General features: G+C 75.5%; 22 protein-coding genes. 9 read left to right on the forward strand and 13 right to left on the reverse strand.

The features are described from left to right. Positions 1-2: 2 nt before the first annotated feature. The 5 genes from ACFV1L_RS16685 to ACFV1L_RS16705 all read right to left on the reverse strand — a co-directional run bounded on the left by ACFV1L_RS16685 (position 3) and on the right by ACFV1L_RS16705 (position 3,928). A complete protein-coding gene (locus tag ACFV1L_RS16685) occupies positions 3-566 on the reverse strand; it encodes a DinB family protein (protein WP_380366484.1) in 564 nt (187 codons plus the stop codon). 82 nt (positions 567-648) lie between these two features. Continuing rightward, positions 649-1,860, reverse strand: coding sequence for a hypothetical protein (locus ACFV1L_RS16690; RefSeq protein ID WP_380366485.1), 1,212 nt, complete (start codon positions 1,858-1,860; stop codon positions 649-651). A gap of 21 nt (positions 1,861-1,881) precedes the next feature. Continuing rightward, the gene (locus ACFV1L_RS16695) at positions 1,882-2,409 is read right to left on the reverse strand and encodes a SigE family RNA polymerase sigma factor (RefSeq protein ID WP_380366486.1); all 528 of its coding nucleotides are present in this window, start codon (positions 2,407-2,409) and stop codon (positions 1,882-1,884) included. A 132-nt stretch (positions 2,410-2,541) separates the two neighbouring features. After that, on the reverse strand, positions 2,542-3,282 hold the full coding sequence (locus tag ACFV1L_RS16700; RefSeq protein WP_380366487.1) for a hypothetical protein: 741 nt from the start codon (positions 3,280-3,282) through the stop codon (positions 2,542-2,544). 100 nt (positions 3,283-3,382) lie between these two features. Continuing rightward, positions 3,383-3,928 carry an AAA family ATPase gene (locus ACFV1L_RS16705; RefSeq protein ID WP_380366488.1) on the reverse strand — a complete coding sequence of 182 codons (546 nt, stop codon included), beginning with the start codon at positions 3,926-3,928 and terminating at the stop codon, positions 3,383-3,385. A 252-nt stretch (positions 3,929-4,180) separates the two neighbouring features. Here ACFV1L_RS16705 and ACFV1L_RS16710 point away from each other — a divergent pair, with 252 nt between their 5' ends. The 3 genes from ACFV1L_RS16710 (at position 4,181) to ACFV1L_RS16720 (ending at position 7,449) form a co-directional block, all read left to right on the forward strand. Next, entirely contained in the window at positions 4,181-4,960 is a 780-nt protein-coding gene (locus ACFV1L_RS16710; RefSeq protein ID WP_380366489.1) for a maleylpyruvate isomerase family mycothiol-dependent enzyme, read from the forward strand. A gap of 203 nt (positions 4,961-5,163) precedes the next feature. After that, the gene (locus tag ACFV1L_RS16715; RefSeq protein WP_380366491.1) at positions 5,164-6,393 is read left to right on the forward strand and encodes an MFS transporter; all 1,230 of its coding nucleotides are present in this window, start codon (positions 5,164-5,166) and stop codon (positions 6,391-6,393) included. Positions 6,394-6,477: 84 nt separating this feature from the next. After that, positions 6,478-7,449, forward strand: a complete 972-nt coding sequence (locus ACFV1L_RS16720; protein ID WP_380366492.1) for an LLM class flavin-dependent oxidoreductase — start codon at positions 6,478-6,480, stop codon at positions 7,447-7,449. A gap of 97 nt (positions 7,450-7,546) precedes the next feature. Here ACFV1L_RS16720 and ACFV1L_RS16725 read toward each other — a convergent pair whose 3' ends face one another. Then, a complete protein-coding gene (locus ACFV1L_RS16725; protein WP_380366494.1) occupies positions 7,547-8,791 on the reverse strand; it encodes an alpha/beta hydrolase in 1,245 nt (414 codons plus the stop codon). Between the two features lie 103 nt (positions 8,792-8,894). On the opposite strand from ACFV1L_RS16725, the gene ACFV1L_RS16730 reads away from it, so the two are divergent. Then, positions 8,895-9,887: an ArsR/SmtB family transcription factor gene (locus ACFV1L_RS16730; protein WP_380366495.1), complete on the forward strand. Its 993-nt coding sequence runs from the start codon at positions 8,895-8,897 to the stop codon at positions 9,885-9,887. A 28-nt stretch (positions 9,888-9,915) separates the two neighbouring features. Here ACFV1L_RS16730 and ACFV1L_RS16735 read toward each other — a convergent pair whose 3' ends face one another. After that, a complete protein-coding gene (locus ACFV1L_RS16735; RefSeq protein ID WP_380366496.1) occupies positions 9,916-10,983 on the reverse strand; it encodes a phytanoyl-CoA dioxygenase family protein in 1,068 nt (355 codons plus the stop codon). A 385-nt stretch (positions 10,984-11,368) separates the two neighbouring features. Between ACFV1L_RS16735 and ACFV1L_RS16740 the strand changes: the two genes are divergently transcribed. Both ACFV1L_RS16740 and ACFV1L_RS16745 read left to right on the forward strand, forming a co-directional pair. Next, positions 11,369-12,022 (forward strand): GNAT family N-acetyltransferase, encoded by a 654-nt coding sequence (locus ACFV1L_RS16740; protein ID WP_380366498.1) that lies wholly within the window; start codon positions 11,369-11,371, stop codon positions 12,020-12,022. Between the two features lie 76 nt (positions 12,023-12,098). Further along, entirely contained in the window at positions 12,099-12,428 is a 330-nt protein-coding gene (locus ACFV1L_RS16745; RefSeq protein ID WP_380366500.1) for a hypothetical protein, read from the forward strand. Here the strand turns inward: ACFV1L_RS16745 and ACFV1L_RS16750 are convergent. The 6 genes from ACFV1L_RS16750 to ACFV1L_RS16775 all read right to left on the reverse strand — a co-directional run bounded on the left by ACFV1L_RS16750 (position 12,403) and on the right by ACFV1L_RS16775 (position 18,111). Next, on the reverse strand, positions 12,403-14,778 hold the full coding sequence (locus tag ACFV1L_RS16750; protein ID WP_380366501.1) for an FdhF/YdeP family oxidoreductase: 2,376 nt from the start codon (positions 14,776-14,778) through the stop codon (positions 12,403-12,405). The two genes, ACFV1L_RS16745 and ACFV1L_RS16750, sit on opposite strands and share 26 nt — an antisense overlap. Before the next feature lie 129 nt (positions 14,779-14,907). Next, a complete protein-coding gene (locus tag ACFV1L_RS16755) occupies positions 14,908-15,696 on the reverse strand; it encodes a leucine-rich repeat domain-containing protein (protein ID WP_380366503.1) in 789 nt (262 codons plus the stop codon). After that, positions 15,693-16,136, reverse strand: coding sequence for a hypothetical protein (locus ACFV1L_RS16760; RefSeq protein ID WP_380366504.1), 444 nt, complete (start codon positions 16,134-16,136; stop codon positions 15,693-15,695). The genes ACFV1L_RS16755 and ACFV1L_RS16760 overlap by 4 nt, the downstream gene beginning before the upstream one ends. Continuing rightward, positions 16,133-16,618, reverse strand: coding sequence for a hypothetical protein (locus ACFV1L_RS16765; RefSeq protein ID WP_380366506.1), 486 nt, complete (start codon positions 16,616-16,618; stop codon positions 16,133-16,135). The genes ACFV1L_RS16760 and ACFV1L_RS16765 overlap by 4 nt, the downstream gene beginning before the upstream one ends. After that, on the reverse strand, positions 16,615-17,052 hold the full coding sequence (locus tag ACFV1L_RS16770; RefSeq protein WP_380366507.1) for an SMI1/KNR4 family protein: 438 nt from the start codon (positions 17,050-17,052) through the stop codon (positions 16,615-16,617). The genes ACFV1L_RS16765 and ACFV1L_RS16770 overlap by 4 nt, the downstream gene beginning before the upstream one ends. A 105-nt stretch (positions 17,053-17,157) precedes the next feature. Further along, complete coding sequence (locus ACFV1L_RS16775; protein ID WP_380366509.1) at positions 17,158-18,111, reverse strand: ferritin family protein; 954 nt, start codon at positions 18,109-18,111, stop codon at positions 17,158-17,160. 352 nt (positions 18,112-18,463) lie between these two features. Between ACFV1L_RS16775 and ACFV1L_RS16780 the strand changes: the two genes are divergently transcribed. From ACFV1L_RS16780 to ACFV1L_RS16790, 3 genes are all read left to right on the forward strand, one after another. Beyond that, positions 18,464-19,510, forward strand: a complete 1,047-nt coding sequence (locus tag ACFV1L_RS16780) for an NAD-dependent epimerase/dehydratase family protein (protein WP_380366511.1) — start codon at positions 18,464-18,466, stop codon at positions 19,508-19,510. A gap of 40 nt (positions 19,511-19,550) precedes the next feature. Beyond that, entirely contained in the window at positions 19,551-20,984 is a 1,434-nt protein-coding gene (locus ACFV1L_RS16785; RefSeq protein ID WP_380366513.1) for an FAD-binding oxidoreductase, read from the forward strand. A 74-nt stretch (positions 20,985-21,058) separates the two neighbouring features. Then, a complete protein-coding gene (locus ACFV1L_RS16790; protein WP_380366515.1) occupies positions 21,059-21,691 on the forward strand; it encodes an AAA family ATPase in 633 nt (210 codons plus the stop codon). Positions 21,692-21,722 lie beyond the last annotated feature (31 nt).

Genomic DNA, 21,722 nt, shown 5'->3' on the forward strand with positions numbered 1-21,722 from the left:
GGTCACTGGCCGGTGCGGCCGTCGACGCGTTCGCGGAGGAGATCGGCGTGGCCGCAGTGGCGGGCGTACTCCTCGATGCGGTGCACCCACAGGGAGCGGACCGCGTCGTGGTCGCGGCCGATGCGGGCCGACATGTCGGGATGCTCGGCGAACGCCGCGTCGGTGGCGGCCTGTTCGCGCTCCAGGTCGGCGAACGCACCGTCCACCACGGACTGCTCGGGCAGCGCGCCCTCGAAGTCGCCGTCCGGCTCGCCGTACAGCTTCGCGGCCGGCTCGCCCGGAACGATCCAGTTGCGCCAGTCGCGCTCCACCTCGGCCAGGTGGCGGACCAGACCGAGCAGCGACATGGTCGACGGCGGCACCGAGCGGGCGGCGAGCTGATCGGGCGTCAGACCGTCGCACTTCATCCGCAGCGTCAACCGGTAGTTCGTCAGGTACTCGCGGAACGTGGCGAGTTCGCCGTCCGCCATCGGACCGGCCGTGTTGCGGGGGTCGTCGTCCGGATCCACCCACATGTCCGGGAAGACGCCCGCCCGGCTCCAGCGCTCGGGAAGCTGTTCGCTCATCGTCCGGATGATTCCGGCTCCGCCCCGCTCCCCGCAAACGGTTTTCGGACCGGCCTGCGGCGGCCTGCCCGGGACGCCGCCGTCACCGCTGCCACGCGGGGGCCGCGGCGAGTTCGGCGAGCTGGTCGAGCGTCAGGACCGGCGTGCCCGGCCGGGCGTCGTAGCCGGTGGTGCCGTTGTTCTCGGCGACGGTGACCCGGGTGCCGTCGGGGAGGAGGGCGTCGGCGATCCAGCGGACCGGCGGCACCGGCGAACTCTTGGCGGCCCCGTAGGTCGAGGTGATGACGTCGGCGCCGCTCGCGGTCCGGGTCGGCGGCCGGTCGGTGGCCAGCTCGGTGAAGCGGCTCCGCGGTTCGCCGCCCTTCAGCCAGTGCGGCGTGACCGTGACGGACAGCAGGCTGGTCCGCCCGTCCACGGTGACGGTGAGGTGCGCGGAGCCCGGAACGGTCTGCGGAGCGCCGCCGCGGTCGCGCCCGACGCTCGACGGCAGCAGGCGGTCGACCGTCGACAGGATGTCGTCCGGAAGGGGGAGCTGCGGACTCACCGGGACGTTGGTGGACGTGGTGAACGCCTCGAACACCGGGTTCCACGCCGGACTGCTGACCACGGCGGCCAACTGCTCGACGGACAGGGCGGGTTCCGGGCGGGTCAGCGGCGGGCCGGCCGTGCGGGAGTTCATCTCGTCCAGCCGGACGCGGCGCCCGTCGGCACCGGTCCAGATCGCCGTCCAGGTGGAGGTGGGGCCGCCGCCGGCCTGGGGCGTGAACTTCTGCACGACCAGGATCGAGCCGTCCGCGCCCACGGTCCGGGTGCAGCCGTCGGTGGGACGCTCGGTCGGATCCACGCACTGGGTGCCCTGGGTCCCCGGGCCGATCGGCAGCGCCACCCGGTCGGTGCTGAGGGTCATCGCCGAGGCGCCCCGGCCGTCGTCGTAGGCGAGATGGGCGAGCGGGCCGCCGTGCGGGAGGTCCGAACCGCCGCCGAACGTGTCGTCGACCCGGCCCGGAGGCAGCAGGGACACCAGCGTGTCGAGCATGAACCGGCCGGTGACGGCCGGATCGCCCGCCGGGCGGCCGGCCGGCGGTGCGCCCGCACCGCCCGGGCGCACCGCGACACCGCCCAGGGCGACCAGCGCCAGCGCGGCGGCCGCCGCAGCGGCAGCGGCGACGCGCCTGCGCCGGACCCGGCGTCGGCCGAGCCGCTCGCCGGCATCGGCCAGCACCTCGCCGGGCAGGTCGGGGGCGAGATCGGCGACGTCCCGCAGCAGTTCGGAGACGGCGTTGTCGGAAGGCATGGGGCGGAACTCTCCTGACGGTCAGTGACGGACGAGCTCGTCGAGTTGGTCGCCGAGAACGGCGCGGATGCGCTCCAGCGCGCGGCTGCTGCGCGAACGGACACCACTGGCGCTCAACTGGAGCGCGGCGGCGGTCTCCTCGACACTGCGGTCCTCCCAGAACCGCAGCACCAGCACGGCGCGGTCCTGCGGGGACAGCGCGCTCAACGCCCTCAGCAGGGTCAGCCGCAGCGAGGGATCGGGGTCGCTGACCGCCACCTCCTCGAAGGTGTCGGTCGCCTGCTCGCGGCTGGCCCGCCGCCGGCGGTGCGACAGGAAGGTGTTGACCAGCACGGTCTGGGCGTAGCCGGACGGATTCCCCATCCGGGAGATCTTGCGCCACCGCCCGTAGATCCGACCCAGGGCCTCCTGCACGAGGTCCTCCGCGAGGTGCGCGTCACCGCCCGTCAACAGGTAGGCGGTGCGCAGCAGATGACGGCCCCGCGAGACCGCGAACTCCCGGAAGTCCGTCGGCTGCGCCGGCTCGGGACCGGTCGATGGATGCTTCATGTTCTGCTTAACGCGGTGGGCCCGCCGCCGCGTCCCGGGCCGGCCGTGCGGGCCCACCCGGAGGCCGCCGGACCGGACGGCTGCGGGCCGGCGCCGAGGCCCGACGGGACGGCTTCCGCGCCGCCGCCACGATCAGGACCGGGGTGGCCCGGGCTGCGGCCGACTCCCCAGGGCATCGGCGAGGGCGTCGCGCTGCGGCCGCGTCAGGGTGAGCGCCGAGGCGACCGGGCCCGGCGCGGTCCGCCGGTGGTCGCCACCGCTGAGCGGGGAGCCGGCGACGGCCCGGGGCCCCGCGGCCGGCCGCCTGTTCCGCAGGAGGTGGTCGGCCGTGTCCCGGGCGGAGCCGTCGGGCGCCCCGACGGCCGTGAGGGCGGCGCTCACGCGCGCCGGAGCTTCCGGCGGCACCTCGTCGTCGGCGAGCAGCGGCAGCAGGAGCAGCAGCCGGGCCGCGCCGTCGTGCACGCCGGGGGAGTCCGGATCCGGGGTGTCGGCGAGGTGCGCGAGGTCGCGCCAGGAGAGGCCAGGTCCGTACCAGTCGCCGTCGTAGCCGGCCAGTCGCGCCGCTCGGGGCCACTCGGGTCGGTCCAGCAGATAGTCGGTCCCGGGGTCGCCGACGAGGTTCCGGTAGGCGACGACTGCGCGGTGACCGCCGCCGAACGGGACGCGGAACACCGGCCAGGCCCGGTCGTCCAGCAGGACCTCGGCCAGGGCGTCGGCGTCGGCGCCGTCGTCACCGAACCACTCGGGCTCCGGCCGGTCCTCGCCCGGGACGAAGCGGCACATGGGCAGGAGGTGATTCGACCAGAACCCGGCGCGACCGAGCAGCCGCTCGCCCTCGACGAGCGGCCCGGGGCCGTATCCCTTGATCAGCACGGACCGAGTCTCCCAGGCCCCGCCGACGTTCAAGCGACCGGTGGCGCGTCATCCGCCCGTCGCCGGGCGGGAGTCGGCGCCGGCGGACGAGGAGCCCTGCTCAACGGCCGGGCGCGGCGAAGGCGACGATCCGGGCGAGCGGCGGCTCCCAGCCGTGCGTGGTGTCCACGACCAGACGGGGAACGTCGAGGGAGATCGGGACCCACGACTCGATCGGCCGTTCGCCCCGGGCGATGCGGTGCAGGAACTCGGCGTCCGCGTGCACGGCGCGCGAGGGCAGGTCAGCCGCTCGGCGGGCGATGCGTGCGCGGGCGACCTCGGGGTCGACGACGCAGCGGACCACCCGGATGTCGGCCAGGCCCACGAGCGGCTCCAGGCCCGGACGCCACAGCCGGTCCTGGTAGGCCGCCTCCGCCACCAGGCTCGTCCCCGACCCCAGGAGCTCACCGACCGTACGGAAGAACACCTCCAGCGTCATCAGGTCCAGCTGATCGGCGGGACCGGCGCCGGCGGCGACCATGCGCTCCTTGATCTCGTCACGGCACACGGCCGGCCGGCCGAGCGCGCCGGCCAGGGCGTGCGCCAGCGTCGTCTTGCCCGCCCCGGGCGGGCCGCTGACGGCGAGCAGTGTCGGGCGCTGCCTCATGCCTCGACCTGCCCGCCGGCGGTGACTGCGGTGAACACAGGCGTGCCTCTCCGGCCCGCGCCGCGAACGCGGGCCTCCTCGACGACCGTCACGGAACCACTCGGGAAGGTACGCCCAGGTCTTGAACACCGCCCGTCAGCGCCGTCAGCGCCGTCAGCGCCGTCGGGCAGTCGGGCAGTCGCCGCGGTGGGCGGGGCGGGGTGGAGGGGAAATCGCTGTCGGGGGAGCGGGGAGCGGTGATAGACATCCGGCGTGGAAAAGAATCCCGAGTTCTCCGACCTGCTGCGACTGATCGACGAGAGGTCGAGCGCCTTCCGGGCCGCCGTTGCCGCTGCGCCCGGCCCGGACGTGCCGGTGACGACGTGCCCCGGATGGACGCTGCTCGATCTGGTGAAGCACCTGGGCGGCGGAGACCGGTTCTGGGCGGCCATCGTTGCCGCGGGGCCCGCCGACGGCCCGCCGGAGGAGGCGGTGGCGGCCCGCGCCGCGCTCGAAGTGCCGCAGGAGCGCGAGGAGTTGCAGACGTGGCTGGCCGCGTCGACGCAGCTTCTGCTGGACGCCCTGCGCGAGGCGGGGCCGGACAGCGGCTGCTGGACGTGGTGGCCCGCGTCGCAGTCGCCGCGGACCGCCGGCGGTGTCGCCCGGCACCGGGTGCAGGAGACCTCGGTGCACACGTACGACGCCCAACTCGCCGGTGGGGCACCGCAGCCGCTGCCGGACGAGGTGGCGCTGGACGGTGTGGAGGAGTTCCTGTTCACCGTCTGCGCGACGCCGAGCGCCTGGCCGCACCGGCCGACCGCGTTCGACTTCCACGCCACCGAGGGCCGCTCCTGGCGGCTCACGGTCGACGGCGACGGCGCACGCGTCACCCGCGTCCCCGCGGCCACCGCCACGGCGGGCGCCTCCGTCCGCGGCACGGCCGGCGAGTTGGTCCTCTACCTGTACGACCGCGTCCCGGCCGACACCCTGCAGCTGGACGGCGACGCCGGGCTGCTCGACCTGCTCCGCGCCTGGGAGCCGGAGGAGAAGTAGGCCCCCGGCGGGGGCGGTCCGGCGGTCCGGACGGAGGACGGCCCGGAGCGTGCGGGACGACACCCGTTCGTCGCCGGCCCGCCATCCGGACGCAGGGCGGGGGAGACGGGCGGGGCCGGTAGGATCGGCTGGTGCTGACAACGTTGACATACCGTCGGCGCCGCAGCCCAGCCACCCCGCCGATCCCGTTGTGGAGCACCCCCATGCCCTTGGCGCTCGTCGCCCTCGCCGTCACCGCGTTCGCCATCGGCACCACCGAGTTCGCCGCCATGGGCCTGCTCCCGCAGATCGCCGACAGCCTCCGGGTGTCCATCCCGCACGCCGGGTGGCTGATCTCCATGTACGCGCTCGGCGTGGTGATCGGTGCCCCGCTGCTCACCGCCGGCGCCGCCCGCCTGCCCCGCAAGGCCGTCCTGGTCGGCCTGGCCGCCCTGTTCACCGCCGGCAACCTGCTCTGCGCGATCGCCCCCGACTTCGCGTTCCTGGCCGCCGCCCGGCTGATCACCGGACTGCCGCACGGCGCGTTCTTCGGTGCGGGCGCCGTCGCCGCCGCCGAACTCGTCGCCCCGCACCTGCGGGCCCGCGCCGTCTCGGTGATGTTCTCCGGACTGACCGTCGCCAACATCGTCGGCGTCCCCGCCGCCACCCTGCTCGGCCAGCGCCTCGGCTGGCGCGCCGCGATGCTCGTCGTGGTCGCCATCGGCCTGCTCGGGGCCGCCGCCATCGCCCGCCTCGTCCCGCACCTGCCCGCCCACCCCGGCGCCGGACTGCGCAGCGAGCTCGCCGCCTTCCGCAGCGGCCAACTCTGGCTCGCCCTCGGCACGGTGGTGTTCGGCTGCGCCGGACTCTTCGCCTGCTACAGCTACATCACCCCCACCCTCACCGAGGTCGCCGGCTTCGCCGACTCCTCCGTCACCCTGATCCTCGCCCTGTTCGGCGTCGGCATGACCATCGGCAACGTCATCGGCGGCTACGCGGCCGACCGCGCGCTGCGCCCGTCGATCTGCGCCGCGTTCCTCGCGATGGCCGGCACGCTGGCCCTGTTCGCGCTCACCGCGCACGCCCGCTGGTCGGCCGCCGTGACGGTGGTGCTGATCGGCACGGCCGGGTTCGCGACCGTCCCCACCGTGCAGACCCTGGTGATCCGGAAGGCCCGCAGGGCGCCCACGCTGGCCTCGGCGACCGTGCAGGGCGCGTTCAACCTGGCCAACGCGCAGGGCGCGTACCTGGGCGGGCTCGCGCTCTCCGCCGGACTCGGCTGGACGTCCCCCACGCTGGTCGGTGCCGGTCTGGCGCTGCTCGGCTTCCTGATCGCGGTCGGCTCCTGGGCGGCGGACCGGCGCGACCCGGTGGCCGTGGCGGACCGGCCGGTGGGTACGGCGCAGGTCGCGGACCGGCCGGTCGGCACGGAGCAGGTGGCGGCGGCGCGCTGAGGGGCCGTCACCCGGAGGTATGATCACCGGATTTCCGTGTCGGCAGTGGGGCCGTGCGGAGCCCGTCCGTGAGGAGTGCCTCCGATGCCCCGTACCGCAGCGGCTTCCGCCCCGGGCCGGGTCGGCGTCATGCTGCCCCGCGACCTGCCCGCGAACGACCTGATCGGGTACGCGCTGCGGGCCGAGAGGCTGGGCTTCGACGAGCTCTGGGTGGTCGAGGACCTCGGCTGGCGCGGCGGCATCGCCCAGGCCGCGACCGTGCTCGCCCGCACCGAGCGGATCACCGTCGGCATCGGCATCCTGCCCGCCGGCGCCCGCAACGTGTGCTTCGCCGCGATGGAACTCGCCACCCTCGCCCAGCTCCACCCCGGCCGGGTGGTCGCCGGCATCGGCCACGGCATGCCCGGCTGGATGCGGTCCGCCGGCGCCTGGCCCGCCAGCCCGCTCACCCTGCTCACGGAGTACACCACCGCGCTGCGCTCCCTGCTCCGCGGCGAGCCCGGACCGCCGGACGGACGCTACGTGCGGTGCGCGGGCGTGCAGTTGACGGAGGTTCCGGAGGTGGCACCGCCGGTGATCCTCGGCGTGCGCGGCCCCAAGTCCCAGGCCGCCGCCGGGGAGGTCGCCGACGGGCTGCTGCTGGCCGAACCCGCCGCCCCCGGCTACATCGAGGTCTCCCGCCGTCACCTGCGCCCCGACGCGCTGGTCGTCACCTACGACGCCGCCGCGGTCGCCGCGGACGAGAGCACCGCCCTCGACCTGGTCCGCCCCGGCCTGGCCGCGATCGGCGAACCCGACTGGGCCGCCCACCTCGACCCGCTCCCGTTCGCCGCCGAGCTGCGCGCCCACCGCGCGGCCGCCGCCGACGGCGCGGAGTTCGCCCGCACCCTCCCCGACGCCTGGGTCCGGGCCCTCGCCGTCGCCGGCACCCCGACCGGGGCCCGCGAGGCCATCGCCGCCCGCCACGCCGCCGGCGCCGGCACCGTCGTCCTCGCCCCGGTCGGCCCCGACGCGCTGAACGCCCTGGACTCCCTCGCCCGCGCCCTGCCCGAGTAGCCGCCGCCGCTCCCGCGGACACGTCCCGGGACGAGGAGCGAACGTCGCGGCCCCCCACTCACCTCGACCGGCCGGAGGCGCGGCCGGGCGGCCCGGGTCAGCGGGAGGGAAGGTGCCGGGCGAAGAACTCGCGGACCGTGCGGCGGACCCGGGGCACCGAGACCGCGGGGGCGGCGGGGCCGATCACCGCGGTCCGGTCGGCCGCCGTGACCAGGCCCGCCGCCTGGAGCCGGGGGAGCATCGCGGCCAGGTCGGTGACGGCCCAGTGCGCGGCGCCGGCGAGACGGGCGGTGCGGACCCAGCGGGGCGAGCGGGCGGCGAGGACGGCCCAGGAGCGGTTCAACTCCGCCGCGCGGTCGAAGCGTTCGGTGCCGAGCAGGAGCAGCGGACGGTCCACGCCCGCCCGCAGGACGGGCAGCGGCTCGGGGCTGCCGCCGGGTTCGAGCGGCGGCAGGTCGAGGTAGCCCTCCAGGTTGATCCCGGCGCGCACCCGCCGGTCCTCGTGCAGCAGCTCGGTGACGGCGCTGCCGCCCGCCGAGTGCCCGTACACGCCGAGGCGGCGCAGGTCGAGGGTCTCGGACAGGCCGGGCGGCAGCGGGAGTTCGGCCGGCCGGCCGAGCCGGTCGAGGACGAAGCGCAGGTCGGCGACCCGGGCGTCGACCATGGTGCGGGCGAGGTCCGGCGCATCGCGCGGGTCGCCGCGGAAGACCGTCGCCCGGACCGGGGCGCCCCGGAACGCCGTGGTGCCGGGGAACTCGACGGCGGCCGCGTCGCCGGGGTGGTCGACCGACACGACCACCGCCCCGCGGCTGGCCAACTCCTCGGCCAGGGACGTCCCCAGGCCGCGCGGGTCGCCGCCGCCCGGGCTGTGCACCAGGACCGGACGCCGACCCGGCAGCGCCGCGGCGCCCGGGAACGCGTGGGACAGCGTGGCGCCCCAGTCCACGCCGCCGGCCGGGAGCCGGAGCGGACCGTGCGGGGCGACCAGCCCGAACACCTCCGCGGCCAGCGGCGGCAGCTGCGGCGCCGGGGCGAGGCCCGCGACGTCGCGGGCCGGATAGAAGAACGTCAGCATCAACTCCCGCACCGGAACGGCGGGGTCCCACGGGTCGCGGCGCGAGCCGTCGACGAGGTACACCGCCCGGCGCCCCACCGGGTGGCGGCCGGTCGGAGCGGGCAGGGCGAGGACGGCGCCGCCGCCGGCCGACGGCGCCGGGCCGGACCGGGCGGCGGCGAACGCCCGCCGGCTGCCGCCGCCCAGCACCAGGGCCGCCGAGCCCAGCAGGGCGGCCCCGGTGACGGAGCGTCGGCCGATCAGGAGGTCACGAGTGTCAGCAGTCATGCGGGCAGGTTGGCCCGCCGGGACCGGCGGGGGCGATCATTGAGGCCAGGGGCTCACAGCTGGCGCCCCCGGACACCGGCGGTCCGACACACCGGGGGGCACCATGCTGCGGATCCACTTCACACCGGACGACTTCGCCCGCGTCCGCCTCGCACCGCGGCCCGCGCCGCTCCAGGAGCTGAACACCGCCCTGGCGATGGTCTGCCGTCGGGACGGCGACCTGCTGCACGGCGCCTGGCGGCGCCGGACGCTGCGCACCCTGCCGAAGGCCGTCGAACCGCTGGCCGACCTGGTCCCGGCCGGGCGGGCGCCGAGCTTCCTGGACGTGGTGGCGGACTCCCTCCCGGACGCGCTGGAACAGGTCCGCGCGACCCCCGCCGAGGTGCTCCGCGCCGAACTGGAACGCGTCCACGCCGGTGCGCGCACGGCCCCGCCGGCCTGGATCCAGGAGCTGCGCCGCGGCGACGCCGGGGCCCGGCAGCTGCTCCACCGGGCGCAGCGGGCCGCCTTCGAGGCGCTGCTCGGACCGGTCTGGGGCCAGGTGCAGGACCTGCACCACGCCGAGTTCGTGCGGCGCGCCGTCCAGCTCGCCGAGGCGGGCGCCGGCCCGCTGCTGGCCGGACTGCTGCCCGGCGCCCGGCTGGACGGCGGCACCTGGGAACTGCCGGGCCGCGCACGGGAGATCCGCCTCGGCGGCCGCGGACTGCTCCTGCTGCCCAGCTTCCACTGGACGGGCGGCCCGCTGCTGTCCGACCTGCCGGACCGTCCGGTCGTGCTCACCTACCCGGCCGGCCCCGGCTTCCCGCTCGGCCCCGCGGGCGGTGACGGGCCGCAGGCGCTGGCCAGGGTGATCGGCGCGACCCGCACCGACCTGCTGCACCTGCTGGCCGACGACCGGACCACCACCGAGCTGGCCCGGCTCCTGCGGGTGAGCGCCGCGACGGTCTCCGCCCACACCGCGGCGCTGCGCGGAGCCGGGCTGATCTCCACCACCCGCGCCGGCAAGGCGGTCCTGCACCACCGCACCGCGCTCGGCGGCCTGCTGCTCGGGAACCGGCCCGCGGTCCCGGCCGCCGGTGGGGCGGACGGGAACTGACGGTGCGTCGGGCGGGAGCGGTGCGGGGTCAGGGGGAGGCGGCGCAGCGGTACGTCCCGGCGGGGGCGGGCGCGGGCTCGTACCAGGAGACGAGGCCGAGGAGCCTGCTGCCCAGCTCGGTGAGGCGCGCGGTCGGGTAGCGCTCGGACTCGGGCAGGACCGGGTCGTCGACCAGGGTGCGGTTCCCGTGCGGGGTGCGCAGGTGCCGCCAGGAGTCGACGCGGGCCGTGCGCAGCCGCTCGTGCTCCTCCAGGGCGGGCATCATCGACAGGTACTGCACCGCGCGCACGCCCTGCTCGGACCGGTTGCGGGCCACGCCGTGCGCCAGCAGGCCGTTCCAGATCAGCAGGTCGCCCGGGTGCAGCTCCGGCCGGACGAGGGGCAGTTCGGCGTGGTCGACGTCCGGGCGGAACGGGTCGCGGTGGGCGGGCCGGCCGAGCCGCCACGACTCGAACCGGCGGAACAGCTCGGGGCTGCAGTGGAAGCCGCCGGTCTCCGGCGAGGTCTCGTTGAGCGCGATGATGCCCTGCACCCGCTGCGGCGGCACGCCGAGCGTGGTGTCGATGTCCCAGTGCAGCCGGAGGTCCGAGCCCGGGCCGGCGGGGTCGATCAGCGCCCGGTCGCGGCTGCCCCGGTTGGGCGGGTTCAGGTTGAGCCGGTCCAGGGTGACCCACAGCTCCTCGCAGTCCCAGACGTCCACGAACGCGTCGTAGACCCGCTGGTTCTGCCGGCTGTCCCACAGCAACTGGTGGTGGTACGCCTCGACGAAGCCGTAGACGTGCAGCTGCCGGTCCAGTTCGGAGCGGAACGGCCGGTCGGCGAACCAGCCGTCCGGGTCGTGCGGGTCCAGGCCCTGGAACTGCCAGGCGAAGTCGAGCATCCGGCGGGCGTGCCCGGCCGGCACCGCCTCGCGGACGATGACGTAGCCGTAGGTCTGCCAGTGCGCGAAGTCCTCCTCGGAGAGCACCCGCAGCGGCCGGGACTTGGCCAGTTCGCGCAGGGTGTGCTGGGCGAGGTACGACTCGCCGTCGCTGCTGAAGTACGGGCGGTCGGTCGCGGCCCGGAACAGACGGGCGCGGCGGGACGGCACGGACACGGGAGACCCCCTCCAGGGAGCAGGCGGAAGGTGACGGGACGTCGGGGCCCGGCGGGACGGGACGGCACGTGGTCCGGCCGGGGCGGGCCGGGGCGGGCGGCCCCGCGGCGGGGCCGGGCAAGGGGGAGGAGCGGCGGGGAAGGGCGGCGCCGGGGAGTGGGCGCCGCGGCCGCTTCGATCTTCAGATTGGTCCAGACCAGAAACCTTGTCAAGTTCCTGACGGGTAACCGGAGACGGCCGGCGCCGGCGACGACCGCCGCACCGCCGACGGTGCCGGCGGAGTGCGATGCCACCGAACCGACCGCCGGCCCACCCTCCGGGCCGCTCCTCGCGGGCCCCCGGAATTGATGCGCCGCCAGGACCCGTCCGGGGGCACACTGTTGCGATGCTGACCGATCACTGGCCGCTGGCCGGCCTGAGCGTGCGCACCCCGCGCCTGGAGCTGCGGCTGCCCACCGAGCCCGAACTCGCCGAACTCGCCGACGTCGCCGCCCGCGGCGTCGTCGTCCCCGGCACCCGCCCGTTCCGCTCCGACTGGGCCTACGAGACACCCGTCGAACGGGCCCGCTCCGTCCTGAGGGCGCACTGGCGGTCCCAGGCCGACTGGGCGCCCGACGCCTGGGCGCTGCCGCTGGTGGTCTTCGACGACGGCCGGCCGGTCGGCGTCCAGTCGCTGCGCGCCGGCGACTTCGCGATCCGCCGGGAGATCCTGTCCGGCTCCTGGCTGGGCATCGACCACCACGGCCGCGGCCTGGGCACCGAGGCCCGCGCCGCCATGCTGCACCTCGCGTTCGCCGGTCTCGGCACCGAATCCGCGATCTCCGCCTCGTTCGCGGACAACGCCGCGTCCATCGCCGTCTCGCGGAAGCTCGGCTACCTGCCCGACGGCGTCGAACGCGACAACCGGCACGGCGAGTTCGCCCTCACCCGGCGCTTCCGCCTGGACCGCGCCGACTGGGAGCCCACCCGCCGGGCCGACATCGGGCTCGCCGGCCTGGCCCCCTGCGCCGAGCTGTTCGGCCTCCCCGCCGCCGCCTGACGGCCGCCCCGGAACCGCGCGCCCGGGCCGTACGTTCGACGGACGGACGGTGGCCGGGACGGACGACGGAGCGGTGATGGGGCCCTATCTGATCACGCTGGCGGTGCTCGTCGGGGTCCTCACCCCGATCGGGCTGGGCCTGCACGCGGTCCGCCGGCGCGGCGGGGTCGCCGCGGCCGCACTGAGCGGCGCGCTGGCCGGATACGAGGAGGCGGTGCGCGCCACCTCGTACGCGGCCCACGCCGAACTGCTCGCCGAGGCCGACCGGAAGGCACCGATCGAGGCGCCCGGCGGCCGGTTCGACGGCCGGGCCCTGCTCGCGGACGGCGCGGGGCGCTCCGGCCCCGGCCGTCGCCCCGGGCGCGGCGCCTGGCGGACCGTCAGGGCGTGGTGGCGCCGGGGCTGAGGGCGGCCGCGGGCCCGGCCCCCGGGCGGGCGGCCGGGTCGATCACCACGTTCAGGTGCTTCATGATCGGCTGGTCGCTCTGGCTGCTGTAGTCCCCCAGCGCGCACAGCACGTTCATCTCCGGCATGTACCCGGCCGCGCAGCCCCGCGGCAGGTCGTACGGGACGGCCAGGTAGCCGTGCAGCGAACGCGTCGAACCGTCCCGGGCGGTCGCGGTGATGTCGACCGGGTCGAGCTCGGCGAGGCCGCGCTCGCGCATGTCCTGCCGGTTCATGAAGACCAGCGTGCGCAGGTTCTTGACGCCCCGGTAGCGGTCGTCGTCCGAGTAGATCGTGGTGTTCCACTGGTCGTGCGAGCGCATCGTGCCGAGCACCAGCGTGCCCGGCTGCGGCAGCACGTCCGGCAGCGGCGCCGTGGAGAACTCCGCCTTCCCCGACGGGGTGAGGAACACCAGCTCCCGGGCCGGCTGCTTGATCCGGAAGCCCAGCGGCAGCCGCACCCGGCGGTTGAAGTCCTCGAAACCGTCCAGCACCTTCGCCATGGTGTCGCGGATCCGGTCGTAGTCCTCCACGTACCACTCCCACGGCGTCCCGCTGTCCGGCAGCGCCGCCCGCGCGATGCCCGCGATGATCGCCGGCTCCGACAGCAACTGCGGCGACGCCGGACGCTTCCGCATCCCCACCGACAGGTGCACCATGCTCATCGAGTCCTCCACCGACGTGGCCTGCAGGCCGCCGCGCTGCCGGTCCTGCTCGGTGCGGCCCAGGCACGGCAGGATCAGCGCCCGCCGCCCGTGCACCAGGTGACTGCGGTTCAGCTTCGTCGACACGTGCACCGTCAACTCGCAGTTGCGCAGCGCCCGGTAGGTGAACTCGGTGTCCGGCGCGGCCAGCGCGAAGTTGCCGCCCATCCCGACGAACACCGACACCTCGCCGCGCGCCATCGCCCCGATCACGCCCACCGTGTCCAACCCCGGCTCGCGCGGCGGCTCGATCCCGCACACCTTCGCCAGCCGGTCCAGGAACGCCGGCTCCGGCCGGTGGTCGATCCCGCAGGTCCGGTTGCCCTGCACGTTCGAATGCCCGCGCACCGGCGACGGCCCCGCGCCCTCCCGGCCCAGGTTCCCGCGCAGCAGCAGCACGTTGACGATCTCCCGGACGGTGTCCACGCCGTGCTCGTGCTGCGTCACCCCCAGGCACCACGAGAAGATCGACCGGTCCGCCTCCCGGTAGACCCGCGCCGCCTCCAGCAACTGCGCCCGGCTCAGCCCGCTCTGCCGCTCCAACTCCTCCCACGGCGTGCGCTCGCACAGCTCCCGGTACGCCGCGAAACCCTCGGTGTGCCGCTCGATGAACTCCTCGTCCAGCGCCCGCGGATCGTGCGCCGCCTGCTCCAGCAGCGCCTTCGCGATCGCCCGCAGCAGCGCCAGGTCGCCGCCGATCCGCACCTGCAGGTTCAGCGTGCTGGTCGCCGTCGCCCGCATCAGCGCCATGTTCGCGAACTCGTGCGGCACGATCGTCCGGGTCGCCGCCGCCTCCACCAGCGGATTGACGTGCACCACCTGCGCGCCCCGCCGGTGCGCGTCCGCCAGCGCGGTCAGCATCCGCGGCGCGTTCGACGCCGCGTTCACCCCCAGGACGAACAGCGCGTCCGCGGCCTCCCAGTCCTTCAGGTCGACGGTGCCCTTGCCCGTCCCCAGCGAAGCCGTCAGCGCCCGGCCGGACGCCTCGTGGCACATGTTCGAACAGTCCGGGAGGTTGTTGGTGCCCAGCTCACGCGCCAGCAACTGGTACAGGAACGTCGCCTCGTTGCCCAGCCGCCCCGAGGTGTAGAACGCCGCCCGGTTCGGATCGTCCAGCCCGCGCAGCTCCCCGCCGATCAGCTCGAACGCCTGCTGCCAGCCGATCGGCACGTACCGGTCCGAGACCGGGTCGTACACCATCGGCTCGGTCAGCCGCCCCTGGTCCTCCAGCGCGTGGTCGCTCCAGCCCGCCAGCTCCGTGACGGTGTGCGCGGCGAAGAACTCCCGCCCGACCCGCTTGCGCGTCATCTCCCAGGTGACGTGCTTGATCCCGTTCTCGCAGATGTCCAGGTGCAGGCCCTTGTAGTCGTCCGGCCAGGCGCACCCCGGACAGTCGAAGCCGCCGTCCTCGTGGTTCATCTTCAGAACCGCCCGCGGCCCGTCCACCCACTCGCCCGTGCGCGCCAGCACCCGCGCCACCGACTTCGCCGCACCCCACCCCGCGGCCGGATGCCGGTAGGGCGCCGCACTCGGCTCCGGCCCGCGCTCCGGCGGCTCCTCCCGCCGCTCGTGCTGCGGCCTCTGCTGCGGATCCTCGGTTGCGGTCACGGCGGAACTCCCCGCTCTGCGTGCGGACAACGGCACCTCGGATCCTCCCGCCGCCACCCTCCCGGCCTCCACCGGCCACGCCCGCCGCCCGCACGAACCACCCGCCCGGCGGCCCCGGCCGACCGCCCGTCACCGCCCCCGGGCCGGCGGCACCGGCTCCGGCCCGCCCCGGTGCCAGCCCGGCGGGTACCCCTCCGGCGGCGCCGGCAGGCTCGCCAGGCAGGCGTCCGAGCAGGCGTTCACCAGCAGCGGCAGCACGTCGTGGCCCGAGGTGTGCAGCGAGATCCACGCCTGCCGCAGCTCCACCACCGGTCCGTCGCACACGCTGCACGCCCGCACCTCCGTCGCACCCCGCACCCCGGGATCGAGGGCCCCGAGATCCGCCGGACCGTCAACCGGCCCCGGCAGGGCGGGGAACCCCGGCCGGTACTTCGCGTTCCCGTACAGCGCCCGGGTGCTGACGGTGCTGCCGCGCAGCGCGGGCAGCCGGGCCAGCTCGTACGGGAACCAGTGCAGCCGGTACGAGGTGTACGGCTCGAACACCTCCAGGCTGCGCATCCGCCCGATCTCCGCCGGAATCCGGACCAGGTTCGAGCGGTACAGCACCAGCTCCCGCACCCCGGTCAGCGTGCCGATGGTCGGCGGCAGCGTCACCACCTGCCGGCGCTGCTCCGCGGTCAGCTCCGTCAGCGGCCGGAACTCCTCCCGGCCGTCGGCCGCCGCCTCCTCGATCAGCTCCAGCAGCCGCAGCCAGCCCGGGGCGGACGTGTCCTGCCGCTCCCGGTGGAACCGCAGCCGCCGCGGGCTCCTCCCCACCGGCAGGCACCGGCAGCGGTCCGCCACCGGCTGCTCGCCGTCACCGCCCATCCCGGCGAAGCCGTTCGAGAACACGGCGGGTCGGCACGGGTCGTCGGTCATGCGGGCTCCTCGCCGGTGCGTGCGGGTCGGCGGAGTGCGGCCGGGAGGTCCAGGTCGCTCAGCCGGGTCAGGCAGCGGGCGATCTCGGCGGCCAGGTCCGCGGTGCCCGCCGGGAACTCCTCGGGGCCGGTGGAGAGCAGTTCCGCGAGGTTGCCCTCCGGGTCCTCGACGGTGACGGCCGCGAGGAGGTCCGTGCCGGCGGCGGCGAAGTCGACGGACAGGTGGACGGTCAGGGTCAGCCCGTCGGCGAGGTCGAGCGCCTGGCCGTCGAGGTAGGCGGCGCTGTCCGGCAGGTCCCCGTACTGCCAGGTCGGGCCGAGCGGTTCGCGGCTGCGGACGGAGCCCGGCGGGGCGGTCTCCGCCCAGGTGCGGGCGAGGGCCTTGAGCGCGAAGTGGGCGTCGCGCAGGGCCACCGCCAGGGAGACGCCGGAGTCGTTCATCGGCAGGGCGTTCCGTTCGCGGAGGCTGCGGTGGCGGGCCGGGCCGCGGCCGGGACGAGGTGCGGATCGGCGCCGAGCGCGGCCACCCGGGTCCGCACCGAGTCGGTGAACGCGGTGAGGGCGCGGGCCGGCACCGGCCAGGGGCAGGGGGAACTCCAGGCGTCCGGGGCGAAGACCGAGCCGACCCGCCAGCCGTCCCCGGTCGCCGCGATCCGGACCGCGCCGGGGACGTCGTACGTCATCGAGTCGAAGGCGAAGTCCGTCCGTTCCTCGGCCGGGAGGCGGAGCCGGAGTGCCAGCTCGCGGGCCAACTCGGCGACCGGGAAGGCGGGTTCGCTCCACACCGTCCGGCCGTCGTCGTCCACGGACAGGTCGGCCTCGACGTCCAGCAGCAGCACCGCGGGCGGGGCGGAGGCCGGGGTGAGACCGCGGCGGGCGAGGTCCGGCGTCCCGACGTCGCGGAAGGCGAGGACGAGCGTCACGACCGGTACCAGTCGTCGCCGCCGGTGCGCAGCGAGCGGCCGAGGTAGTCGCGCAGGCTGCCCGCCACCCACCGGCGGCTGTCGGACTCGTGCTCCCAGACGAAGACGTCCGGGCGCTCGGGCGTCCGCACGAACGCGAACCGGTCGCCGCCGCCGTTGTCGCCGAAGAACAGCAGCGCGTCGAACGGCATGTAGAGCTGCGCGAAACCCGGGTCGGAGCGGACGAACAGGTTCTGCTCGACGATCCGGTCCAGGCTCCAGACGGTGTCCACGTGGGTGCGGCCGATCACGCCGTCGCTCTCGGCCAGCAACTCCGCGAGCTCGGCCGGCAGCGCCGACCCCAGCCGGCGCTCCGCCTCCGCGAGGTCCGCCGCCCGGGCCGGCTCCCGGAACCCCGCCCCGGGAAAGAACTCCCGGACATCCCGTCTCCACATGGCCGCCAGCCTAGAGGCACCCGCCCCGCGCCCCCGACCCGGGCCGTTCGGCGCAGCGGACGCCGGGACGTCCGCCGGCGGACGGTGAAGGCGGGTGCCGTGCGGTCAGTCGAGCCGGGCGAGAGCCTGCTCGAACGCGCGGGCGTGGCCGGCTTCGTCGCCCGCGTTGTCGCAGAAGAGCTCCGCCGCTTCGGTGTCGCCGGCCTCCCGGGCGCGTTCGGCGAAGGCCGGGTACATGACGGTCGCCTCGTAGGTCTCTCCGGCGACGGTCCTGTGCAGGTTGCCGCGGGTGTCGCCGACGAAGCCGGACAGGACGGCCTCACCGGCGAAGTGCTCGTGCAGCTCGACCGCGGCGGTGCCGCGGAACAGGTCGGCGACCTGCTGGTCGCCGGCCTGCTCGGCCTGCTCGGCGAAGACGGTGTACCGGGCGAAGGCCAGCGCCTCGCCGTGCAGCGCGGTGTCCAGGTTGGCCAGGGTGCGGGCCGCGTGCACCTGCGGCGGACCGGCGGGCACCGGCACCGGGTCGACCCGGGGCGGCGCCGGGACCTGGCCCTGTCCGGTCTGCAGGAACCGGAGCGCGGCCGTGAAGGCCGCGTTGTGCGCGGCCTCGTCCATGGCGATCTCGGCGAAGAGGGCGGCCGCTTCGTGGTCGCCGTCCTGCTCGGCCTCCCGGGCGAACCGCGGGTACATCGAGCTGGCCTCGTCGGCCTCTCCGGCGGCGGAGAAGGTCAGGTTCGCGATCTCGTCGCCGATCGCGCCGGCGAGCAGCGCCTCCTCGTGGAAGTGCTCGTGGAGTTCCACGTGGGCGGTGCGGCGGTAGAGGTCCGCGACGTCGGGCAGGTCCTCCCGGTCCGCCTGGTCGGCGTAGAAGGTGTAGGAGGCGTGGGCGAAGGCTTCGCCGCGCATGGACGTCCGGAGGTCGGTCAGGGTCTGCGGACGGACCCGGTGGACCGCGCTGCGGTGGGCGGGCTGCGGAGCGGCGGCGGCGGTGGTGCCGGCGGCGCCGACGGCGAACAGGCAGGTGCCGACGGCGAGCAGGCGCACGGTGGATGACGACATGGTCTTCTTCCTGGAGCACGAGACGGGGTGGGCCTCCGCATTGAAACATCCGGGTCGTTCGTGAACGGTGATTGTGCTCCGTCGGACGGCGTGCCCCGCCGCCCCGATCATCACAGACCGTCAGGAGCCCCCGGTGCACGGCTCGTTCGGCCGGTAGCCCGGATCTTCCGGCGCGCCCTGTGCTACCTTCGCCCGCGACCGGATGCAGTGCCACGCCGAAGCAGTACCGAGAGGGTGAGGTTCATGGTTGCCGGGAGCGAGTTCCGTCACCGTCCCTGACCGGGCGCCGACTGAGCAGGCTTCTGCCGCCGGCGGGCCCGGGCCGCTTCCACCATCCCGGAGTACTTCGACCATGCAGAGCACTACCCGCCGCCCGCTGAGCCTGCTCGTGCTGGGTGGCACGCGTTTCGTCGGCCGCACCCTCGTCGAGGCCGCCCTGGCCGCGGGGCACCGCGTGACGCTCTTCAACCGCGGCGCGACCGCGCCCGGACTCTTCCCCGACGCCGAGACCGTCATCGGCGACCGCACCGCCGACCTGTCCGCGCTCGACGGGCGGCGGTGGGACGCCGTGTTCGACGTCGCGGCCTACGAGCCGGAGGTGGTCCGCCGGTCGGTCACGGCCCTCGGCGACCGGGTCGGCCGGTACGTCTTCGTCTCCTCGCTGTCGGTCCTCGCCGACCAGGCCACCGTGCAGGACGAGGACGGCGAACTGCTCGACCTCGATGGCGAACCGGCACCGGATCAGCTCTACGGCGCGCGGAAGGCCGCCTGCGAGCGGATCGTGCTCGACGCCTACGGCGACCGGGCGACCGTCACCCGCCCCGGCATGATCGTCGGACCGCACGACCCGACCGACCGGTTCGCCTACTGGCCGCGCCGCTTCCGACGCGGCGGCCGGGTGCTGCTCCCGGGCGACCCGTCCGACGCCGCCCAGTTCATCGACGTGCGCGACCTGGCGGAGTGGCTCCTCGGGTGCGTCGAGGAACAGCGCGGCGGCGTCTTCAACGTCACCGGCCGCACCCTGACGTTCGGTGAGTTCTTCGCCGCCTGCCGGGCAGCGGCGAACTCCGACGCCGAGCCGGTCCGGGTCGGCACCGAGCAACTGCTCGCGGCCGGCGTCGACCCGTGGATGGGCGTGCCGATGTGGATCGGCGACCCCGCCTGCGCGGCGATCAACCGGGTCGACGTCTCCCGCGCGCTGGCGGCCGGCCTGACGCTCCGTCCGCTCGCCGACACCCTGGCCGACACGCTCGCCTGGGACACCGCCCGCGGCGGACCGGCCGCCGGCAGCGAGGGGCTCACCGAGGCGGAGGAGCGGCGGCTGCTGGACGAGCTGACCCGACGCCGCCGGGCAGAGCCGGCCGCCACCGTCAACACCGCAACGACAAAAGCCCGTTGACGGTGGCGCCCGCTGACGGAGTCGGGTGAGAATCGGCAGGATGAAGCCGACGCGCACGACCTCAGCAGACTGGCACGGGCTGGCCCGCGACCTCGACGGCGACGTGGTGCGCCCCGGCGACGGCGCCTACGAGGTGGCCCGGCTGCCGTACAACTCCCGCTTCGACATCCGCCCGCAGGCGGTGGTGCTCGCCCGGCGGATCGAGGACGTGCAGCAGACGCTCGCCTTCGCCCGCCGGTACCGGCTGCCGCTGGCGCCCCGCAGCGGGACGCACTGCTACGGCGGCTGGTCCACCAGCCCCGGCATCACGCTCGACCTGAGCGCGCTGAACACCGTCACCACCGAGGGCTCCGCCGCCACCGGGACGGCCACCGTCGGCGGCGGGGCGCTGCTCATCGACGTCTACGACGCGCTGCTCGCCGAGGACCGGAGCATCCCGGCGGGCAGCTGCCCCACCGTCGGCATCGCCGGGCTGACACTCGGCGGCGGCATCGGATCCGTCTGCCGCGCCTACGGGCTGACCTGCGACCGGCTGGCCTCCGCCGTCGTGGTGACCGCCGACGGCCGGATCAGGGAGTGCTCCGCCGAACGCGAACCGGAGCTGTTCTGGGCGCTGCGCGGCGGTGGCGGCGGGAACTTCGGCGTGGTCACCGGGTTCACCTTCCGCACCCACCCCACCACCGCGATCACCACCGCCTCCCTGGAGTGGAACTGGCGCGACGCCGAACGCGTCCTGGACGCCTGGCAGCGCTGGGCGCCCGACCGGCCGGACGAGGTGTGGTCCTGCCTCGGGCTGGACGCCGGCGGGACGGCCGGGTGCACCGTCCAGGCCCACCTGTACGTGCTCGGCCAGCGCCTCGACGTGGCGGAGCAACTGGTTGCCGCCGTCGGCGTCCCCCCGGTCGAGCAGAGCAACCGGGTCGTCTCCTACCGGGAGATGATCATGTCGATGACGGGCATCCCCGGCAGCGTCGCCCAGCTGCGCCTCACCGGCCGGGGCCCCGACGCCGTGATCGAGCGCCCGCCGTTCGTCGCCACCTCCCACTTCTTCCCCGTCCACCTGCCGCCCGCCGGCGTCCACGCCCTGGTCGCCTCCGTCACCCGCCGCGCCGCGGCCGGCGGCACCGGCTACGTCCTGCTGGACAGCCTGCGCGGCGCCGTCGGCCGCGTCCCGCGCGACGCCACCGCGTTCGCCCACCGCGACGCCCTGTTCTCCGCCCAGTACCACTGCACGTACGACCCCGGCACCCCCACCGCCGTCCTGGACGACGCCGCCCGCTGGCTGCGCGAACTGCGCCGCACCATGCGCCCGTGGGCCGGCGACCGCGCCTACGTCAACTACGCCGACCCGCAACTCACCGACCACGCCCGCGCCTACTACGGCGCCAACCTGCCGCGGCTCGCCGCCGCCAAGGCCGCCTACGACCCGGACGGGCTCTTCGACTTCCCGCACGCCGTCCCGGCGCGGGCATGAACGGACCGGCACGGCCCCGTGCGACCGCAAGGGCGACAGACCGGCAGACCGACAACGACCGGAGGGCACGGCGCATGCTGGTGTGGATCAACGGACCGTTCGGCGGCGGAAAGACGCAGACCGCCCACAACCTCGCGCGCCGCCTGGCCGGCGCCGCCGTCTGCGACCCCGAACACCTCGGCTTCGGCCTGCACCGCATGCTGCCGCCCGCCCTGCGCGGCGACTTCCAGGACCTCCCCGCCTGGCGCACCGGAACCGTCGACATGCTCGACCTCGCCGCCCGCCGCCACCCCGGACCGCTGATCGTCCCGATGACCGTCACCGAACCGGCGTACTTCACCGAAACCGTCGGCCGCCTGCGCGAACTCGGCCACGACGTACGCCACTTCACCCTGCTCGCCGACCGCGCCACGGTGCTGCGCCGGCTCGCCGAACGCGAACCCGTCCACCACCTGCGCCGCCTCGCCCGCCTGCCCGCCCCGCCGCACGGCGAGAGCTTCGCCGTCCGCCGCCTCGACGACTGCCTGCACCGCCTCGCCGAACCCGCCTTCGCCACCCACCTGCACACCGACCGGCTGACGGTCACCCAGGTCGCCGACCGCATCGCCCGCCTCGCCGGCCTCCACCCCCGCCCCGACACCGACACCGCCCCGCGCGCCGCCCTCCGCCGAGCCGCCGTCAAGCTCCGCGCCCTGCGCCTCGACTGAAACCCGCTGGACGGCCACGCCGCACCGGACG

The sequence above is a fragment of the Kitasatospora sp. NPDC059646 genome, from assembly GCF_042734615.1.
Taxonomy (GTDB): Bacteria; Actinomycetota; Actinomycetes; order Streptomycetales; family Streptomycetaceae; genus Kitasatospora.